Genomic DNA, 18,801 nt, shown 5'->3' on the forward strand with positions numbered 1-18,801 from the left:
CGAGCCCGGAGCGAACGAGCGCGGTGAGGGCGCGGGTGAGGGTGCGGTTGCGGTTGCGGGTGAGGGTGCGGACAAAAGCGTGGCTCCCGGGGCATAGAGGGCGCTGAGCTGGGGAAGTGCGCCTCATCATGCCGCCGGAGACCCCGCTGACGAACCCCGCCCGGAGGATGCGCTTCCGGGTGTGGGCTGTGTCACATGGGAGTGGGGTGGCTGGGGCTCACGAAAGTTCCCTCTCCTCGGCCGTCTCCAGACGTACGGCGCCCTCGCCACCCCGCACCGCCCGTGCCTGGTCGAGCCGCAGCCGGGCCGAGCGCCCGCGCAGCGTCAGGGTCATGAGCTGGTTGCCGAACCACGGCCCGCCCGTCCTGCACCAGTCGATGCCCGCCTGCGTCACCCGTGCGTGCCGGGCGATCCGTCGCCCGAGGGCGCGCCCCACCCGGCTCCAGCCGAAGCGGAAGCCGAGCTTGATCGACGCCGGGATGGAGTTGTGGACGGGCGAGCAGGTCAGCTGGAGGACGCGGGCCTCGGGGCCGCCGCCCGCGGGCCAGCTCGGCTCGGCGACATAGGCGTGGTGGACGTCGCCGGAGAGCACGCACACCGTCGCGGGGGCCCGCGGGCCCGAACCCGCCTCCGTTATCAGGTCGGTCAGCGCCTCGAAGGAGGCGGGGAAGGCCGCCCAGTGCTCCAGGTCCGCGCGCCTGCGCACGTTCTCGCCGAAACGGGCCCAGCGGGCGCCACGCTCACCGCGGCACAACGCGGCGTTCCATCCCTCGGCGTCATGGATGAGGTGGGGGAGGAGCCAGGGCAGGGAGGTGCCGATGAGGAGATGGTCGTACCCGCCCGGGTCCTGAAGTGCCTGCTCGCGCAGCCAGCGGGCCTCGTCGGCGTCGAGCATGGCGCGCTCGCCCTCGTCCAGGACGCGGGCCGCCCGGGTGTCGACCATCAGGAGGCGCACGCGCCCGAAGTCGCGCCGGTAGCTCCAGCGGACGGCGGTCGGGTCCGCGTCGGCCGTGGAGGCGAAGGCGCGCAGCGCGTCCGTGCCGTCCGGGGCCGCGCACACCGACGCGTAGATCTTGTGGTCCGCCAGCTTCTCGGGCGGCAGATTGCCGAGGTGCTGATGGACCCAGTACGACATCAGGCCGCTCAGGACCCGCTCGCGCCACCAAGGCGTCGCCCGCATCTCGGCGAGCCAGGCCGCGCTGGTGTTCCAGTCGTCTATGACGTCGTGGTCGTCGAAGATCATGCAGCTGGGCACGGTCGACAGGAGCCAGCGGACCTCGGGGTCGAGCCAGGATTCGTAGTACAGGTGGGTGTACTCCTCGTAGTCCGCGACCTGACGGCCCGGGGGCTCGGCGATGTCCCGGCGGGCGGCGAGCCGGCGCTGGGTCGCCTTCGAGGTCTGGTCCGCGTACACCTGGTCGCCCAGGAGCACCAGGACGTCCGGGCGCTCGGCGTCCGGCGTGGCCGCGATGCGGGCGGCGAGGGTGTCAAGGGCGTCCGGGCCCACGGGGTCGGCCTCGCCGGAGGGCGGCGCGGCCCAGCGGCAGGAGCCGAAGGTGACGCGCAGCCCGTCGTCGCCGGTCTCCGACGGTGTGGGGGTGGTGCTCGGCGTGCGGATGGTGCTCGGCGTGCCGATGGCGCTCGGTGTGCGGATGGTGCCCGACGTGCGGATGGTGCTCGGTGTGCGGATGGTGCCCGACGTGCGGATGGTGCTCGGCGTGCCGATGGCGCTCGGCGTGCGGATGGTGCTCGCGGGGAAGGGCGAGTCGGGCAGCGGCCAGACGGCGGCCCGCGCGCCCTCGCCGAGCCACACCTCGTACGCCGTCGTCGTGCCCGGGGTCAGCCCGGTGACCGGGACGAGCGCGTAGTGGTGGCCCGCGATCTGGAAGGTGCGCGCCGAACCGCGCGCGCCGTCCGCGCACCGCACCTCGGCGGTGCAGGGCCGGTCGGCCTCGATCCAGACGGTCGCCGCCGACCCGTCGACGTACCTCAGCAGTGGACCAAGGCGCAGCCGTGCCACAGATGATCACTCTCCTCCGTCGCCCCGTACGGTACGGAACGACGGAGGACGACGCCGTGGTTCCAGGATTTCCCGCCGGGCGTCCCGGCGCCCGCCGGAAAATCCTGGATCAGCAGCCGTTGAGGATCGAGGACAGGGCGCTCTTTTCCTCGGAGTTCACGTTGAGCTTGTAGTAGTGCTTCACATCCACCCACATCCGGGCGTAGTAGCAGTGGTACGAGGCGGTGGGCGGGAGCCACTTGGCGGGGTCCTTGTCGCCCTTGGCCTGGTTGACGTTGTCGGTGACGGCGATCAGCTGGGGCCGGGTCAGGTCGTTGGCGAAGCCCTGGCGCTGCGCGGTGGTCCAGCTGTTCGCGCCGGACTTCCAGGCCTCGGAGAGCGGTACGACGTGGTCGATGTCGAGGTCGGACGCGACGGTCCAGGTGGCGCCGTCGTACGCGGACTTCCAGGTGCCGGAGGTGGCGGCGCAGCTGGAGTCCTGCTGGACGTTGGTGCCGTCGCGCTTGAGGACGACCTCGCGGGTGTTGCAGGCGCCGGACTGGGTGATCCAGTGCGGGAACTTGTCACGGCTGTAGCCGTCGGAGGAGCCCTCGGCCTTGACAGTGAGGTCGGCGAGGTAGGTGCGGGCCGTGGCGGCGCTGACCGGCGCCGGGGGAGCGGCCTGGGCGGGGGTGCCGGTGAGGAGGGCGGTGGCGGAGGCCAGGGCGACGGCCGCGGCGGCGAAGGCGGGGCGGATGTGTCGACGCGCGTAGACAGCTGACATGCGAACTCCCTAGGAGTGGGGGGTGGTTGGCCGGTGGGGCGGCCATGGTTGCGTGGCGGGGTTGCCGGTGGATGTGCAACTGGTGACAGGGTCGCGTCAAACAGGTGCGGAGTTCAATAGTTCTGGCGCCGTGTCATGTACGGGGTGGGGTGAGGGAGTTGCGGCCAGGTGGCCCACGTCACGCGCCCAGGGGTGGCGGACGGGCCACAAGGCCCTGGTCACGGGCGGGCGTGCGTCGCGTACGATGGGCGGCGCAGAAGGGGAGTAGCTCTTCGCCGGACCGTCGACATACTGCTCAGCTCGTCTGAGCCGGCGCCCGGAGGCAGGCCCTGTGGGGCAGGCCAGCGAGACCTTCGGCAAAGCAGTGCCTGGCGTACGCACCCGCGTACGGCCGGATGTGACGCGCACACCCGTGTGCGTCCATGTGCGCTGCCGTGCCGAGGTGTCGTACGCGAAGCGGTGGAACACTCTCGGTGGGGCAGCCCCGACCGATTGAGGAACCTTGATCAGCTTCAGCGTGATGGCGCTCGTCTTCGGCGTCGTCTTCCTTGCCGAGTTGCCCGACAAGACGGCGCTGGCCGGGCTCGTCCTCGGCACGCGCTACCGCGCCTCGTACGTATTCGTCGGAGTGGCGGCCGCCTTCGCCGTCCATGTGGTGCTCGCCGTCGCGGCCGGCAGCGTCCTCACCCTGCTGCCCCATCAGCTGGTCCAGGCGGTGACCGGCGTCCTCTTCCTGGGCGGCGCCGCGATGCTGCTGTTCAAGGGCGGCGACGACGAGGAAGAGGTCAAGCAGCCCGCCGACCAGAGCTTCTGGAAGGTCTCAGGGGCGGGCTTCATGCTCATCCTGGTCGCCGAGTTCGGTGACCTGACGCAGATCATGACCGCCAACATGGCGGCCCGCTACGACGACCCGATCTCCGTCGGCCTCGGTGCGGTACTCGCACTGTGGGCGGTCGCGGGCCTCGGCATCGTCGGCGGAAAGGCGCTGATGAAGCGGGTGCCGCTGGCGCTCATCACGAAGATCGCGGCGATGCTGATGCTGGGGCTCGGGGTGTGGAGCCTGTATGAGGCGATTGCTTGATGCCGGTGAGGTCCGGCGCACCCGATCCGGGCCTCTCCGCGCCAGGACCGTCGCCCGTGACGCGGGTCCGTTTTGGGGCGCTTGGGTGGTCTGACCTGCGGCGTTGGCTTTTGCGGCCCGCGTTTTGTACCGTGCAGGAACAAAGTGGCTCCGCCCGTACTCCCTGACCGGCGGGCGGGGCCGCCTTGATCTTCCGCTGCCTCTGCGCTCTGGAGCCCCCGATGACGGCCACGACCGCCGACCCTGTCGCACCCGTTCTGACCGCCCGGGCCGTTCTCCTCGACATGGACGGCACCCTCGTCAACTCCGACGCCGTCGTCGAGCGCTGCTGGCGGCGCTGGGCCGAGCGGCACGGTCTTGACTTCGACGAGGTCATCAAGGTCGTCCACGGCCGCCAGGGCTACGCGTCCATGGCGCTGCTGCTGCCGGACAGGCCCATGGCCGAGAACCACGCGGAGAACCGCGAGATGCTGGCCGCGGAGACCTCCGACATGGAGGGTGTCGTGCCGGTGCCGGGCGCGCCCGCGTTCATGACGTCGCTGGCGGACCAGCGCCTGCCGCACGCGCTCGTGACCTCCGCCGACATACCCCTGTCCACCGGACGGATGGCCGCCGCCGGTCTTGCCCTGCCTGCCGTACGGGTGACCGCGGAGAGCGTGGGCGCCAGCAAGCCGGACCCCGAGGGGTTCCTCAAGGGTGCGGCGGCGCTCGGGTTCGAGCCTGCGGACTGCGTGGTCTTCGAGGACTCCGAGGCCGGCATACGCGCGGGCCGGGCGGCCGGTATGCGGGTCGTGGGCGTCGGCCCCCGGGCCGCCGCGTTCGACCCCACCGTGCACGTCGAGGACCTGACCGGCGTGCGGGTGGCCGACGCGGGCGACGGGGCGATCACCCTGACGTTCGGCTGATCGCCGCGGGTCTCCGCAACTCGCGTACGCGCCGGGCGTCGGGGCGCAGACGGGGGTTCAAAGACAGGCTCTCAGGGGTCCGTCGTCTCCGACTCCAGGCTGCGGCGCGTCTGAGGACCGTACTCGCCGCGGGTGTCGTCCGTGAGGCCGCGGGCCCACTGGTAGCGGGAGACGGCGTCGGTGACCTGGGACGTGTAGGAGCCGTCGAGCTCACCGACGTACAGATACAACTGCGCGAGCCGGGCCTGCAACTCCGCGACCTGACGCCCCCTGTCACCCTCCCGCAGGGTCACGTCGGTGGCCTCGGGTGGCGGCGACGGTGACGGCGACGTACCGACCGACCCCGTCGCACGCGCCGCTGATGGCGGCGGCGATGACGACCGCGGCGCCGAACGCCTGGACCTCTCCGGCGACGGTGGCGGTGGCGGCGGCGCGTGCCGTGACGTCCGCGGGGCGGAGAGCGTGCGCGAGGCGGCCTCGGACGACTTCGCCGAGGGCGGTGCGGGCTTCGTCGGATCCGCGTACGCCGACACCGGATCGCCCGGCAGGGTCCGGTCCCGGGTCGGCCTGTCCGTGGCCGAGGCGAGGAGACCGGCCGCGAAGACGGCGGCGGCGACCACGGCCGCCGCTCCGCCCGCCCCGGCGAGCAGCACCACGCGGTGCTTGCGGGTGGGCCGACGGGGAGTCCTGCCGGACGGCGCCTCGGATTCGGGCGGATCGCCTGGAGCGGTACCTGGGCCTGTGCTTGTGCCTGTACCGGTACCTGTACGAGTACCCGGAGCCGGACCGGTACCTGCACCCGGACCTGCACCCGTACCCGTACCGGTAAGGGACGGTGGGCGTGACACGGAGGCGGTGTCCCCCGGACCTTCGGCAGGGGCTGACGTGTCGGGGTCCGGCAGCGTCACGTAGGGACGTATCCGCAGCGGATCGAAATCCTCGGCGGCGGCCGTCTCGGCGGACCGGGTGCGGACGCGCGTACGTATGCGCGTCCGGTGCGCCGCGTCGCTCGCAGCGGCTGCCTCGCCCGCCCCGGTCGTGCCACTCGCCCCGGTCGTGCCGCTCGCGTCGTCCGCCCCGTCCCGTCGTCCGGCCACCGGCCGCCCCTCCCCTCCCCGAGAGCTACAGCGCGATTATGCAGACCCCTGGTTCAACAGGCCATAACTGGAGACACGGACCAGGATGGATAAGTGGGATGGATTGGACAGACCCCTTGGAGGTGTCCATGACGGAGGACGTGAGCGCCCGCCCCCTGGGAGCGAGCCCCGCCCCCGGCCCGGCCGGCAAGGGGCACGCGCCCCGCGGCGTACTGGTCTCCATCGGCGCGCTGCTCCTGGGCATGCTGCTCGCGGCCCTCGACCAGACCATCGTCTCCACGGCGCTGCCGACCATCGTCAGTGAACTCGGCGGCATGGACCATCTGTCCTGGGTCGTCACCGCGTACATGCTGGCGGCCACGGCCGCGACGCCGCTGTGGGGCAAGCTCGGAGACCAGTACGGCCGCAAGAAGCTGTTCCAGACGGCGATCGTGCTCTTCCTCGTCGGCTCGGCGCTGTGCGGCATGGCGCAGAACATGCCGCAGCTCATCGGGTTCCGCGCGTTGCAGGGACTCGGCGGCGGTGGCCTCATGGTGCTGTCCATGGCGATCGTCGGGGACATCGTGTCGCCGCGCGAACGCGGCAAGTACCAGGGTCTTTTCGGCGCAGTCTTCGGCGCGACGAGTGTCCTCGGGCCGCTGCTCGGCGGCCTCTTCACCGAACATCTCAGCTGGCGCTGGGTGTTCTACATCAATCTGCCCATCGGCGTGATCGCCCTGCTGGTCATCGCGACGACGCTGCACATTCCGGTGCGCGCGACCCGGCACACCATCGACTACCTCGGCACGTTCCTCATCGCGTCCGTCGCCACCTGCCTGGTCCTGGTCGCCTCCCTCGGCGGCACCACGTGGGCCTGGGGCTCCCCGCGGATCATCGGGCTCGCGGTGCTCGGTGTGGTGCTCGGCGCGGCCTTCGTGGTGGTGGAACGCAAGGCCGTGGAGCCGGTGCTTCCGCTGAAACTGTTCCGGATCCGCACCTTCACCCTCTCCGCGGTCATCAGCTTCATCGTGGGCTTCGCGATGTTCGGGGCGATGACCTACCTGCCGACGTTCCTGCAGGTCGTGCAGGGGGTCACGCCGACCATGTCGGGTGTGCACATGCTGCCCATGGTGGTCGGCATGCTGCTGTCCACCACGACGTCGGGGCAGATCGTCAGCCGCACCGGGCGCTGGAAGGTCTTCCCGGTGGCGGGCACGGCGATCACCGCGGTCGGCCTGCTCCTCCTGCACCGACTGGACGAGCACAGCGGTACCGGCGAGATGAGCGCATACTTCTTCGTCTTCGGTCTGGGCCTCGGCCTGGTCATGCAGGTGCTCGTCCTCATCGTGCAGAACGCGGTGAGTTACGAGGACCTGGGCGTCGCGACATCGGGCGCGACCTTCTTCCGTTCGATCGGCGCCTCCTTCGGCGTGGCGATCTTCGGCACGATCTTCACCAACCGGCTCGGCGACAAGCTCACCGACGCGCTCGCCGGGCGGCAACTGCCGCCGGGCGTGGGCGTGAACACGCTCAAGGCCGACCCGCGCGGCATCGCACGCCTGCCCGCCGACCTCCGCCCCAGCGCCCTGCACGCGTACGCGTCGTCGATCACGGACGTCTTCCTGTACGCGGTGCCGGTGGCCCTGGTTGCCTTCGTCCTGGCGTGGTTCCTGCGCGAGGACAAGCTGCGCGGCTCGGTCACAGCGCCGGATCCCACGCAGACGCTGGCCAGCAACCCCGTGGAACGCTCGTCGTACGACGAGTGCGCGCGGGCACTTTCGGTGCTGGGGACGCGTGAGGGGCGGCGCGCGATCTACGAGACGATCACCGAGCGGGCGGGCTACGACCTGCTGCCCGCCGCGAGCTGGCTACTCCTGCGCATCGCCCGGCACGGCTCCGTCGAACCCGGCGCACTCGCCGAACGCACCACGGTGCCGCTGACCGTCGTCACGGCGGCCGCCCGCCAGGTCGAGGAGCGGCGCCTCGCCGAGCGGCGCGGGCCGGAGATGGTCCTGACCGAGCGGGGCCACGAGGTCGCGGGCAGGCTCGCCAAGGCCCGGGAGGAGTCCCTGTCGGAGCTGCTGGGCGACTGGTGGGGCCCCGACCGCCCGACGGACCTGGTCCAGCTGGTCGGGGAACTCAGCGCCGAGCTGTGCGGGTCGGAGTCGGAACGGCCGCATGATGGCGCGACGGCGGTACGCGCGGCCTGACAACGGGACCGGAGCTGCCACCCGCGACCTGCCACCTGTGCCCCGTCACCTCTCACCTCCGAGGCCGCCACCTCTCATCTCCGAGGCCGCCACTCTCGCACCCTCATCACCCCTCCCGGAGCTCCTTGCCGTACCAGTGCTCGGCGTACTGCCGGTCGGCGTAGGGCTCGATCTCGGTCCACCCGTGCCGGGCGTACAGCGCGCGAGCCTCCACCAGATCGGTACGGGTGTCGAGCACGATGCGCCCGGCCCCGAGCCGACGGGCCGCGTCCTCGGCCGCCGCGAGGAGCCGGGGCGCCCCGCCCTTGCCACGCATGTCCTCACGCACGAAGACGCGTTTGAGCTCGGCGGTCACCGCGTCGAGCATCCGCACCCCCGCCGTCCCGACGGGCTCGCCCCCGAACCGCGCCACCAGCAACACCCCGCCGGGCGGCGCGAGTTCGCCCCCGCTCTCGGCTGCGATCTCACGCTCCAGCTCCTCGGGATCGGTGGCGCGCCCCTCATGCAACAGATACCAGCGATCACTGACCTCCGTGTAATACGCCCGCCAGAGCGCGAGGGCGACGGGCGAGTCGTGAGGCTCGGGGGTGACGGTCCAGGTAGCGGCGACGGTGGGGGCAGGGGCGGTGGAGTCGGTCATGGCGACATTCTGAGCCTGTCGGGACGGTGCCGGACAAGCGGATTAGCCGTCGCGACAGGCCTGGTGAGGGGCACCCCAGGGCGGTCGCGCCGGTCATGCCGGACGTACCGTCCGGTCGCCGCCGTGTACGGACTGCGTCAGCACTCCGTACACGGCATGGCGCTCGCCGGTACAGCACAGCCCTCCGGCCGGCGCCTGGCGGCGGACGTCGCGGTCGGCCGGCTTCACTCGCTCTTCGGCGCCGCCTGCTGCACGACCTCGAAGGACCACACCGTGGAGCCGCTCGCCGCCGGCTTCGGGCGGTCGGCTCCGGGCTCGCCGCCGCCCTGGTGGGCCGACTTCATCGGGCCCTCCATCCAGGCCTGGAAGGCGGCCTCGTCGCGCCAGCGGGTGTAGACGAGGTACTGGTCGGTGCCCTCGATGGGGCGGAGGAGTTCGAACCACTCGAAGCCGTCCGAGCCTTCCACCGCGCCCGCGCGGGACGCGAAGCGCTTCTCCAGGATCTCGCGCTGCTCGTCGGGGACGGTAAGGGCGTTGATTTTTACCACGCTAGGCACATGACACCTCTCACAAAGCGGAGCCCAAGCTGGGCCCCTAACCTGGACCGTGTGCGCGCAGTCTCCTACATCTGCCAGTCAAAGCGTCGTGAGGACGACTCTGCATCGTCGCCCGAGGCGCAGCGAACCAAGTGCGCAGCGTTGATCACCGCAAAGGGCTGGGACAGTGCTGGTCACTTCGCCGACGACGGCAAATCAGGGTGGGACCCGAAGGTGGTCCGGCCCGAGTTTGAAGAGATGATGGCAGCCGTCCGCGCAGGTCACGTAGACGCCGTAGTCGTTTTCTCCCTGTCTCGGCTGACCCGGCAAGGTGCCCTTGAGGCGATGCTGATCAACGAAGAGTTGGCTAAGCACGGCGTACTTCTCGTCAGCGTGGAGGAGCCGTACCTAGTGCCGCATCAGACAACGTCCGCCTCGTTCTGATGCACCGTCCGGTTGCTGAGCTAGTGGGTGCCGGACGGTCAGAATGATTACATGGCTGAACGCGTGCAGGTTCGTGAGATCGAGGACGATGAGGGCAGGCGGTTACTGCGGATCGTCCGCAGAGGTACCGGGTCGGTGGTGACCTGGCGACGCGCCCAGACGGTCCTGCTGTCCGCACAGGGCATGCCGGTGACGAGGATCGCGGAGGTGACGTTCACCAGCGCAGACCGGGTCCGCGACGTGGTCCACAACTTCAACGCCGACGGCTTCGACTCGCTCTACCCGAAATACCAGGGCGGCAGGCCCAGGACGTTCGCTCTGTCCGAACGCCGCGAGATCAAGAAGATCGCCAAGTCCAAGCCGGCTGAACACGGCCTGCCGTTCTCGGCCTGGAGTCTGGCCAAGCTGGCCGACTTCCTGGTCGCCGAGGGGGTGGTCGACGACATCAGCCACGAGGGCCTTCGGGTCCTGCTCCGCGAGGAAGGAGTCTCTTTTCAACGCATAAAGACCTGGAAGACCTCACGCGACCCCGACTACGCGGCCAAGAAGGCGAGGGTCGAGCACCTCTACGTGATCGCCGACGGTGAGGTCATACCCGAGGAAGGCGAACCCGAAGTCGTCTTCTGCGTGGACGAGTTTGGGCCACTCAACCTCCAACCCCACCCCGGCAGGCAGTGGGCAGAGCGCGGCGGTCAGCACAAGAACCCCGACCGCGAGCCGAGGCCCCGCCGCCGGGCCACCTACACCCGACCGCACGGGGTTCGCCACCTGTTCGCCGCCTACGACCTCGCCAAGGACCAGCTCTACGGGCACATCAAGAAAGCCAAGAACCGCTCCAAATTCCTGGAGTTCTGCCGCTACCTGCGCTCGCTGCACCCGGCCGAAGTGCACATCGCGATCGTCTGCGACAACTACTCGCCGCACCTGACGACGAAACGATGCCAGCGGGTCGGGACGTGGGCGGCGGCGAACAACGTGGAGATCGCCTACACCCGACCAACAGCTCCTGGCTCAACCGGATCGAGGCTCAGTTCACCGCCCTGCGCTACTTCGCTCTCGACGGCACCGACCACCCCAGCCACAAGGCCCAGGGCAGCATGATCCGCCGCTACATCATCTGGCGAAACAAGCACGCCGCCGACGAGCGCCTATGCCGGGTCGTATCCAGAACTAACATCGCTTGAGAGCGTGGGGCCACCTGCGTCAGCAGTCAGCCCATAGAGACGATCAGTACCGCACTGCCGCCTTTGCCCTGGCAGGCTCCCCGACCAGCGAATGTCTTGTCGAGATGACGGCCGTCACGGCCCTCAGGTCGTCCTGAGCAGCAGCGACAACTCGCACCCGCGCTTGGCTCGGGCCCAGCCCGCTGATTTCGAACGGAACCGCAGGAGGCACGCTTTGCGCGGCCCGCTCGGCTGTGAGTTCGCTGATCTGGAGCACCAGGGTGTGGCAGATCCCTTCCTCGCTTCTCTGATCATGCGCGGGACCGGCATAAGCGAACGCGCCGGTCAGCGTCTCAGTCACCGCACTCACCTGACTGAATTCACGGCCACCGATGGAGATGAGCGCGATGCCCGCGCCAAGGGTGTCCGTCATGGCGAAAGTCTTGCATCCGCCTCCGACCACACGGCACGGCATCTGCACCACCTGCCCAGCCTTCGAGGCAAACGTTTTCTGATGCGGCACTGGGACACCGGGGCCTACGACGTCCCCGTCGGCCGTTGCCTGCCGCGATGTCGCGGCACAGCCCCGAACCGGCGATTCAGGGTACGGCTCAATTTCGACTCGCAAACCTTAAAAACGTTAATAGCCAAGGCGGGCTTGCCATGTGTTCGATTGCATGCGGACTGGAGGATCTTGTAGCGTCGAGCCGGTCGAGATCCTCCAAAATGCAAGGAGAAATCAATGACCAGCCCGCCGCGTCCCACTCCGGAGACCACCCCCGAAAACTGGCAGGAAAATGGGAGGTACTCGTTCCGGCACGTGGATGACATTCTCGACACGGTCGACATCGAGAACCAGGGCCCAACGGTGCCCCTGGAATCGGCGGCTAACTGGATCAAGCCCGACGATATCCACCTGGGGTTGAATGACACCACCCCCACGGTGCGGAAAATCATCGACGAGACGCAAACCGACGGATGGATGGTGCTGCACAGGGATGAGGTGGTATTCGAGGAGTACCCTGATCTCCCGCAAGCCGGTAACCCGAGGATCGGTCGAATGTGGAGTAGCACCCCCCATCTGCTGATGTCGGTGACGAAGTCGATTACCGGGACCATCGCCGGAATCCTGGAGCACGGGGACGGAACTGCAGCCAATCCTCCCGGGGTGCTCAAGCCCGCCCTGAAGGTGACCGACTACGTGCCGGAGCTGGACAAGTCCGGCTACGCTCATGTCAGCGTGCGGGACGTGCTCGATATGCGCACCCCCATCAAATACTCCGAGGATTACACCGACGATAATTCCGAAGTGAAGAAGATGGAGGCCGCAGCCGGCTGGTTGCCGATGCCGGTGCCCACGCCGCCAGACCCTGAGTGGGAACGCAACACCAAGGACTTTCTCCGCAAGCTGGAGAAGGAGGAGGACTCGGACTACCCTGCCGACGGTAAGCCCTTCGCGTACCGTAGCTGCGACGCTGGCGTGGCTGGATGGATCTGCGAAAGGGCCTACCAGATGGCCAACGGCAAATACAAATCCTTCGCGGATCTGGTGTCTGACCTGCTCTGGTCGAAGCTGGGGGTCGAGAGAGACGCCTACATCAGCGTCGATGCGAACGGAACCGGGGCGTTCGACGGCGGTATGTGCGCCACTCTTCGTGACCTGGCCCGGTTCGGGGCGATGATCTGCCGGGACGGCGAGTCGCTGCCGAGCACGCCCAAGGGCAGCGGGCAGCGAGTGGTGAAGAAGGATTGGGTGGACGACATCTTCACCGCCAAAGACACCGAGGAAGCCTTCAAGAAGAAGGCCGGGGTTATGCGGATGGAGGGTGGCAAGTACCGCAGTCTGTTCTGGGCCCCCACGGAGGACCGTGACGTGGTGGTCTGTATCGGCGTCTATGGCCAGATGGTCTACATCAACCGGAAGACCAAGATGGTCGGGGTAAAGCTCTCCAGCCGCCCGAGGTCGGTGGCAACGGACGACGAGGGCGGTGCATGGGGGAACGGGTACCCCGCATTCGAGATGTTCCGCGCGATCGACAAGCATCTGCAAGACACACGTCCGTAGACAGCAGCACGCCGCGCGAACTGGCTTCTGTACCGGCGGGTCGCGGTATCCCGTCAGCGGATTGAGGCCAGAAGCCTTGTCGGGGTGGGCGGAGTGGACGTAGCAGACAGCGGTTCCGGGGCGGATGCCGAACAGGTGCCAGGTCACCACCGATCCGGTACCTCTGCGGACCATCCGCAGCAGCCGTCTGCCTTCGTCGTCATCAATCTCCCGGACCTGCACACGTTCAGCCACGTGAATCTTTGTGGCCCTCCGATGCCGCCCGTAGCAGCAAACCGAGCGGCGCGTCACGACAGGGCGAAGGTTGCCTGCCACGGCACTAGACACGTCCACCCCCATGGGTGTCGCAATCTTCGGCCTCATCGCCGCGCTGGCTCAGCAAGAGTCAGACCTGAAGTCGGCGTACATCACGGCGACGAAAGAGACACTCCGTGCCGCTGGCTCCCACGTGTCCGGCATGGCTCCGTACGGCTTCCAGTCAACACGGGAGCCGCGCGGGGAACTCGTAGTGGTGAAGCTGATTCCAGACCCGACTGAAGCCCCACACGTCCGCGACATGGTTTCTTGGGCGCTTGACGGAATGAGCGCATCGGCCATCGCACGCAAGCTCAACACTGAACACGTGCCGACCAAGGCAGCGGACATGACGGCCCGAGTGACTGCGCGTCGGGCCCGAGGCATCAGCGCGCCCCTTGAGCGAACTGCGTGGGTGTCCTCCACCGTGCTGCGCATCCTGCGTGACCCTCGTCTCGCTGGCTACGCCGCCGAGAACCAGGGCGTTAAGCGTGCCGTGGTCCGCGATGACACCGGAGCGCCCCTTGAGGCACATGAGGGCATCGTTCCCGCCGATGACTGGTGGAGGCTGCAAGACGTGCTCGACGGGCGTACGCCGCAGATTGTGAAGCAGGGAGGCCGCTCTGTTCCGTCGCTGCTTGGTTCCGCCGGGATGCTGTTCTGCGGGGTGTGCGGCTCGACCATGGTCACGGACAAGCGAAACGGAAAGCCGCTCTATCGCTGCAACCGTGCCATGTCCGGCGCCGTGGAGGGACACGGTGGTCTCGCGATCAACATGGACGTCACTGATGATGTTGTTGCACGTGATGTGTGGTCGCGTCTGACAGCGTTGGACCCCGAAGACCCGGACGATTTGGAGTGGCTTGCCGAGGCATCGCGCCGGTTCGCTGCGCAGGCTGATACGGGCGAACGTCAGGCTGAACTAGCAGCAGTACGAGCCGAGTTGGAGCACGTACGGGAAGCCCTCCGCATGCTGTACATCGACAGGCAGGCAGGGCTGTACGCGGGCGCAGTCGGCGACGCGATGTTCGCAGAGTCGGTGCAGCGGCTGACAGCCCATGAGGCACGTACAGCGGGCCGCGTAGAGGAACTGCGAACCGTTGAAACGGGCGCAATTACGATCCCGTCGGAATGGACCGATCCCGAGGGTGACCCACTGGGGCCGGAGTCGACATGGGGCGCATGGGACTTGGCAACGCGGCGTGAATTTCTGGCGCTATTCATCGACCGCGTGACCGTGGCCAAGGCGAACGGCAGGGGCCGGAACGCGAAAACAGCGGAACGAGTGACCGTGCAATGGGCCGAGAGGCCCGATCGTAGCGTCTAGCAGCTATACGGCACCGTGAGGGCCCGAGACGGCAGCGTACGAACGCGGGAACGCATAGGGCGGCTTGAGGCACTACAACAGGCGCTCATGGGCTTCCCGGATGCTCTTGCCGCGTAGCACCACCAGGCCCCATCAGGCAGCAATGCCCGGCGGGGCTTTCTGCTGCCCTTCGTTGCCTTGAGTGATTAGTGAGCTGGAATCCGTTTCGGCGCAACTCCCGCAGAAGTTTCCGTCGGGATATTATTCGTCGTAATCAAGGTCGCCATCGAATTTGTACGTGTGCGCTGACGTTAACCGATGGGCGGTCAGTCCAGGGCATCAATTGCCGCTGTGATGAGCGCGCGGGCGTCCGCTCCGTAGGCGGCAACCTCTTTCAGGTTCCCAAACGCCTTGAGGTACAGCGCTACGTCACTCGGCTGAGTTTCCTTGATGGCCGCCGACAGAGTTTCTACGTGCACGCGCTTGCCGTCGAATATGGTGAAGGTCTCAAGAGGCCATGATTCCCGGGACGCTGTGAATGGGATGATGCCGAGCGATACCGAAGGCAGCGCCATGACCGAGAGCAAGTGTCCAAGCTGTGCGGCCATTACGTCTGGGATTCCTACCCGGTAGCGCAAGACCGACTCTTCAATCAACACGGCGAATCGGTGGTCACCTTCGCGGACAACATGTGACCGGTTCATGCGGGCCGTTACCGCATCCGCCACGTCGTCTGGTGTTCCACGGAACTTCGCAATGGAAGTCAGCAGTGCCGTTGCGTACCCCGGAGTTTGAAAGAACCCTGGCACCACATTGGAGCAGTAGACATGGAATTGCCGTGTCTTCTCATAGAGTGGTACACCCGACTCCTGTAGATGCCTCAGACCAGTCCGCTGTAGCCGCTTCCACTGGACGTACATGGAATCAGCGTGCCGGTTGGCAGCGATAAGGTCATCCGCCTGCCCTGGGGCATTGCAGGCCGTGCACCAGGACCGAATGTCGGCATCACTAGGGGGTGTCTTCGCATGTTCGATGCGTGACGACTTTGACTCACTCCAACCGCAGCGCACAGCCAACTCACGCGCCGTGATTCCCGCATCTAGCCGCATTTCGCGCAGACGACCGGCTATGGCTTCCCTTGCCTCTTGGGCGCGGGACGAAGGAGACGACGACATGAGTTAGCTGTCCGTTGGTGCTAGACGGTGTATTCGCTGTGTGGGATAGCTCGCTGCCAGATTTCCTCAAACGCGGTGGCGCACAGTTTCAGCGTCATGGCATCGGCGCTGAGTTCATCAGTGACGTGGTTCCCGTTTCCTGCGAAGTGATGGGTGCGGAGTAGCTTTCCGTCGAACAGCCAGAAGTCATTGGCGGGCACCAGGAAGCCGTCTGCCTGACTGCGCGGCAACCAGCGCACCTCTTCGCCAGCAATCACATTGGCTTTCGTCGCGTAGTGCTCCCAACGGATGTAGTCACTGACTGGTTCCGAGATGATGCGGGCACGTCGGATGGCCACGCCACGGGAAACGGCATCCGCAATCGTCTGGTGGAACGGATGCCACCAGGATTCGCGGTCATCCCAGTCAACACGCTCCCCACGCTGCCAGGCTTCTAGCCGGGGGTTGCTGCCGTAGTCATCTCGCATCTCCAGATGAACGGCTGACTCCCGGGTATCGGCCAGTAGCTCACTGAACGGCGGAACGCTCGACTGCATCACACGCTTCCCTGATCATCGGCACCATGCGCGCCGGAATCCTGATGACTTCTTCGCTGTCTGGGATCGAGCCCTTAGCCGGTGTGTTGGCTTCACAGGCTGCCCGAAGATCAGGGCTTGCCTTCCAACCTTGGATGACAAGCTCTCCTGACTGTGCGTCAGCCCAAACGGTCGGGCAGTGCTCAAGGTCGGTGTCCGGGTCGATTCCGACGAAATGTAGCGCCATGCCAGCCTCCATCAGTGAGCTGTTTGCTTGGACTTGCACAGCCATTTTCCCGGCGCATTCGCTGCCGTCAAGACCACCTGATGAGAACTATCGTGCAAGTTGGTGCAAGTTCCTGGAGTCTCGCACCGCCTAAGTCATTGACTGGTTGCTTCAGACGGCAGGGATGCGACGCAGGGGGCAACCGACCATGGCGAGCCAGATCACAGCGGACACCGACGCGCGACAGGGTGAGATTGTCTCGGGCCGGTACCCGGAGATCCGCGCAACTCCCGCTCCAGGCTGTGACGTATGCGCAGCGCTAGCCGGTGAGTGGTTCTCGAACGGTGACCGGGATGTATTGATCGAGATCAACAACCATCCCCACGAAGAACCCAAGTTGTCGCGCGTCAAGGCATGGAAGAGCGAAGGGGCGAAGGTCGCATGAGCGCCCCCGCGAAGCGTGCAAGCGCCCGCCTGAGCGTCTTACCGGACCCGGAGTTGGTCAGCCTTACAGATGATCCGCTGGGGCCGTACGCGAAGTCTCCTGACGGCTGGTGGACGCAGTACGGCGGGGCGTTGGACGTGGCTTTCGGTGTGGTCTACCTCCCCGGCCCCAAGTTCCCGCCATGCCCGTTTCCGTGCGCCCTTTGTCAGGGGGCGAGTGACCAGTGATCGAGCCGCCACCCCTGCTGTTCTTTGGCGGAGACCTGAGAACACCACGCGCTGACCGGGTGGACCCGGAAACCTGCCCTGTGTGCGCGAGGCTGCGAGAAAGCCTGACTGCGGCGCTGACTACAGGGAGTCCGGCAATGGCGCGGCTGGTGATGGTCGCCATGCACAACCACATGGTTCACGGCCATCCGAACGACCCGCGCAACAAGACCCCGGCGCGCTGAGAGACGGCGAATCGAGACTCAGCGTGTCGGTCGGTCATCCTGCCGTACGGGGGCGTCGGAGCCGCGTGAGCCCCGGGGCCGGGGGTGGCCTCGGGGCTCACGTAGGTGTTGTCCTGAGAGGGGCGCACGTCCGTGCCCTTCTACAGGCGCAGCAGGCGTTCCGCCGTTTCGCGGTAGTCGCGCAGGGCCAGACGGAGTTGTTCCGTGTCGCCGGTGGGGCCCGAAGCAGTGGGGCCGGATGCAGTGGGGCCGGATGCAGTGGGGCCCGTCCCGGTGGCGGGGCCCGTCCCGGTGGCGGCGCCCGTCCCGGTGGTGGTGCCCGGCTCGGTGGGGCCGGTGCCCTCGGCGGCCCGGGGCTCGCCGGGGGCGGCCTCCGCCGGGAGCGCTTCCCAGCTCGTGCGCAGGGTGCGGCGGCGCTCGGTGAGGGTGCGGGTCAGGTCGGCGATCGCTTCCTCCAGGACGCTGTCGGCGTTCTCGACGGCCGCGCGGGGGCTGTCGACGAAGCTGTTGACGGCGTTCTGGAGGCGCAGCGTCAGCTTGTCGCGTGCGTCGGGCGGGTAGAGAGCGGACGCCTCAGCCATGCTGAACTCCCTTGTGAGTCATGCCGGTCGAACGCTTGTGGGTGCCGTGCCGGTCGGTGTGGGCGACCTCGGAGTCGGACCGCTGCTCGGCGACCAGGGCGTCGAAGAGCGCCCGGGCCTCGATCATGGCCGCGCGCATCTCCTCGGTGCCGACCGCGGCGTCGGCCTCGGTGCCGGAGAGGGTGCCGCCCAGCGTGCCGGTCCTGCCCTCCTCGGGGCCCGTCGTGCCGAGGGCCGCCCGGTGCACCTTGCGGTAACCGTGGACGTGGTGGGCGTGGTGCACGGAGAGCGCGTCGATCTGGTCCTCGTAGTGGCCCGCGTCCGGGAAGCCGCGGGCTCCGGCCAGCTCGGCGATGAGCCGGTCGGCCTCGGCCACCGCCTCGCGCGGGGAGTCGACGAAGCGCTCCTGGGCTACGGTCCAGCGGGCCGCGTACTGCTCACGCGCGGCGGGCTCCAGCGGGCGCGTACGCAACGTACCGTGCCGCTTCACACGCTCCGCGAGGTCGCGCTCGGCGGCCTTGGTGTCGCCGTCGTGCCGGGCGACCGCGCGGTCGTACTCGGGCCCGAAGCGGCGCTGGAGACCGCGCCTGCCGCCCGCGCCCCGCCTGCGGTTCAGCATGGCGACGGCGCCGACGGCGAGGACGGCGACGACGACCACGATCAGAGCGATGATCAGGACTGTGGACATGAGTGGGTGCCTTCTCGCTCGGGGATCGGCCTCGGGCGCGAGACCCGGTGGGCCTCGGCACCCGTACCCCGGAACGAGTTGCCCGGAAACGGCCCACCAAACGGTGGGTCCAGGACTCGAAGTCGACTCCGGGTGGCTCGCGCCCAGTCATGGGGCCATTGTTCCAAGAGGTCGTGCGCCCCGCCCAGGGTGCCACTTAGGATGCGGCAGCGCGCCG

19 protein-coding genes and 1 pseudogene are annotated in these 18,801 nt (G+C 67.8%); 9 read left to right on the forward strand and 11 right to left on the reverse strand.

Annotated features, from left to right (window positions below):
• Positions 1-217: 217 nt before the first annotated feature.
• Both ACFVYR_RS12390 and ACFVYR_RS12395 read right to left on the reverse strand, forming a co-directional pair.
• Complete coding sequence (locus tag ACFVYR_RS12390; RefSeq protein ID WP_384259591.1) at positions 218-2,020, reverse strand: alkaline phosphatase D family protein; 1,803 nt, start codon at positions 2,018-2,020, stop codon at positions 218-220.
• 109 nt (positions 2,021-2,129) lie between these two features.
• Positions 2,130-2,783 carry an HNH endonuclease family protein gene (locus ACFVYR_RS12395; RefSeq protein WP_384259589.1) on the reverse strand — a complete coding sequence of 218 codons (654 nt, stop codon included), beginning with the start codon at positions 2,781-2,783 and terminating at the stop codon, positions 2,130-2,132.
• A 502-nt stretch (positions 2,784-3,285) separates the two neighbouring features.
• Here ACFVYR_RS12395 and ACFVYR_RS12400 point away from each other — a divergent pair.
• Both ACFVYR_RS12400 and ACFVYR_RS12405 read left to right on the forward strand, forming a co-directional pair.
• On the forward strand, positions 3,286-3,864 hold the full coding sequence (locus ACFVYR_RS12400; protein WP_384259587.1) for a TMEM165/GDT1 family protein: 579 nt from the start codon (positions 3,286-3,288) through the stop codon (positions 3,862-3,864).
• A gap of 221 nt (positions 3,865-4,085) precedes the next feature.
• Entirely contained in the window at positions 4,086-4,769 is a 684-nt protein-coding gene (locus tag ACFVYR_RS12405; protein ID WP_384259584.1) for an HAD-IA family hydrolase, read from the forward strand.
• Between the two features lie 71 nt (positions 4,770-4,840).
• Here the strand turns inward: ACFVYR_RS12405 and ACFVYR_RS12410 are convergent, their stop codons facing one another.
• Positions 4,841-5,425: a peptidoglycan-binding protein gene (locus tag ACFVYR_RS12410; RefSeq protein WP_384259582.1), complete on the reverse strand. Its 585-nt coding sequence runs from the start codon at positions 5,423-5,425 to the stop codon at positions 4,841-4,843.
• A 569-nt stretch (positions 5,426-5,994) separates the two neighbouring features.
• Between ACFVYR_RS12410 and ACFVYR_RS12415 the strand changes: the two genes are divergently transcribed.
• Positions 5,995-8,055 carry a DHA2 family efflux MFS transporter permease subunit gene (locus tag ACFVYR_RS12415; protein ID WP_384259580.1) on the forward strand — a complete coding sequence of 687 codons (2,061 nt, stop codon included), beginning with the start codon at positions 5,995-5,997 and terminating at the stop codon, positions 8,053-8,055.
• 106 nt (positions 8,056-8,161) lie between these two features.
• Here ACFVYR_RS12415 and ACFVYR_RS12420 read toward each other — a convergent pair whose 3' ends face one another.
• Complete coding sequence (locus ACFVYR_RS12420) at positions 8,162-8,695, reverse strand: GNAT family N-acetyltransferase (protein WP_384259577.1); 534 nt, start codon at positions 8,693-8,695, stop codon at positions 8,162-8,164.
• 224 nt (positions 8,696-8,919) lie between these two features.
• Positions 8,920-9,252, reverse strand: a complete 333-nt coding sequence (locus ACFVYR_RS12425) for an antibiotic biosynthesis monooxygenase family protein (RefSeq protein ID WP_384259575.1) — start codon at positions 9,250-9,252, stop codon at positions 8,920-8,922.
• A 51-nt stretch (positions 9,253-9,303) separates the two neighbouring features.
• Here ACFVYR_RS12425 and ACFVYR_RS12430 point away from each other — a divergent pair, with 51 nt between their 5' ends.
• Both ACFVYR_RS12430 and ACFVYR_RS12435 read left to right on the forward strand, forming a co-directional pair.
• Complete coding sequence (locus ACFVYR_RS12430; protein ID WP_384259573.1) at positions 9,304-9,675, forward strand: recombinase family protein; 372 nt, start codon at positions 9,304-9,306, stop codon at positions 9,673-9,675.
• Between the two features lie 51 nt (positions 9,676-9,726).
• Positions 9,727-10,859: pseudogene (locus ACFVYR_RS12435) on the forward strand (IS630 family transposase).
• A 43-nt stretch (positions 10,860-10,902) separates the two neighbouring features.
• On the opposite strand, the gene ACFVYR_RS12440 reads toward ACFVYR_RS12435, so the two are convergent.
• The gene (locus ACFVYR_RS12440) at positions 10,903-11,271 is read right to left on the reverse strand and encodes a hypothetical protein (RefSeq protein ID WP_384259570.1); all 369 of its coding nucleotides are present in this window, start codon (positions 11,269-11,271) and stop codon (positions 10,903-10,905) included.
• A 309-nt stretch (positions 11,272-11,580) separates the two neighbouring features.
• Between ACFVYR_RS12440 and ACFVYR_RS12445 the strand changes: the two genes are divergently transcribed.
• Positions 11,581-12,903 (forward strand): serine hydrolase domain-containing protein, encoded by a 1,323-nt coding sequence (locus ACFVYR_RS12445; protein ID WP_384259568.1) that lies wholly within the window; start codon positions 11,581-11,583, stop codon positions 12,901-12,903.
• A gap of 337 nt (positions 12,904-13,240) precedes the next feature.
• Positions 13,241-14,524, forward strand: a complete 1,284-nt coding sequence (locus ACFVYR_RS12450) for a recombinase family protein (RefSeq protein WP_384259566.1) — start codon at positions 13,241-13,243, stop codon at positions 14,522-14,524.
• A gap of 305 nt (positions 14,525-14,829) precedes the next feature.
• Here the strand turns inward: ACFVYR_RS12450 and ACFVYR_RS12455 are convergent, their stop codons facing one another.
• Genes ACFVYR_RS12455 through ACFVYR_RS12465 form a run of 3 tightly spaced genes read right to left on the reverse strand, consistent with a single transcriptional unit; the run spans position 14,830 to position 16,440 of the window.
• Complete coding sequence (locus ACFVYR_RS12455; RefSeq protein WP_384259563.1) at positions 14,830-15,678, reverse strand: helix-turn-helix domain-containing protein; 849 nt, start codon at positions 15,676-15,678, stop codon at positions 14,830-14,832.
• 20 nt (positions 15,679-15,698) lie between these two features.
• Complete coding sequence (locus tag ACFVYR_RS12460) at positions 15,699-16,214, reverse strand: DUF6879 family protein (protein WP_384259561.1); 516 nt, start codon at positions 16,212-16,214, stop codon at positions 15,699-15,701.
• Entirely contained in the window at positions 16,186-16,440 is a 255-nt protein-coding gene (locus ACFVYR_RS12465; RefSeq protein WP_384259559.1) for a hypothetical protein, read from the reverse strand. Before ACFVYR_RS12465 ends, ACFVYR_RS12460 begins: the two co-directional genes overlap by 29 nt.
• A gap of 187 nt (positions 16,441-16,627) precedes the next feature.
• Between ACFVYR_RS12465 and ACFVYR_RS12470 the strand changes: the two genes are divergently transcribed.
• Together ACFVYR_RS12470 and ACFVYR_RS12475 are read left to right on the forward strand one after the other, a co-directional pair.
• A complete protein-coding gene (locus ACFVYR_RS12470; protein WP_384259557.1) occupies positions 16,628-16,864 on the forward strand; it encodes a hypothetical protein in 237 nt (78 codons plus the stop codon).
• A 223-nt stretch (positions 16,865-17,087) separates the two neighbouring features.
• Entirely contained in the window at positions 17,088-17,315 is a 228-nt protein-coding gene (locus ACFVYR_RS12475; RefSeq protein ID WP_384259554.1) for a hypothetical protein, read from the forward strand.
• Positions 17,316-17,455: 140 nt separating this feature from the next.
• Here the strand turns inward: ACFVYR_RS12475 and ACFVYR_RS12480 are convergent, their stop codons facing one another.
• Together ACFVYR_RS12480 and ACFVYR_RS12485 are read right to left on the reverse strand one after the other, a co-directional pair.
• Complete coding sequence (locus tag ACFVYR_RS12480; protein ID WP_384259552.1) at positions 17,456-17,896, reverse strand: hypothetical protein; 441 nt, start codon at positions 17,894-17,896, stop codon at positions 17,456-17,458.
• Positions 17,889-18,584 carry a hypothetical protein gene (locus ACFVYR_RS12485; RefSeq protein ID WP_384259549.1) on the reverse strand — a complete coding sequence of 232 codons (696 nt, stop codon included), beginning with the start codon at positions 18,582-18,584 and terminating at the stop codon, positions 17,889-17,891. Before ACFVYR_RS12485 ends, ACFVYR_RS12480 begins: the two co-directional genes overlap by 8 nt.
• Positions 18,585-18,801 lie beyond the last annotated feature (217 nt).

It is taken from the genome of Streptomyces sp. NPDC058284, assembly GCF_042881135.1.
GTDB lineage: Bacteria > Actinomycetota > Actinomycetes > Streptomycetales > Streptomycetaceae > Streptomyces.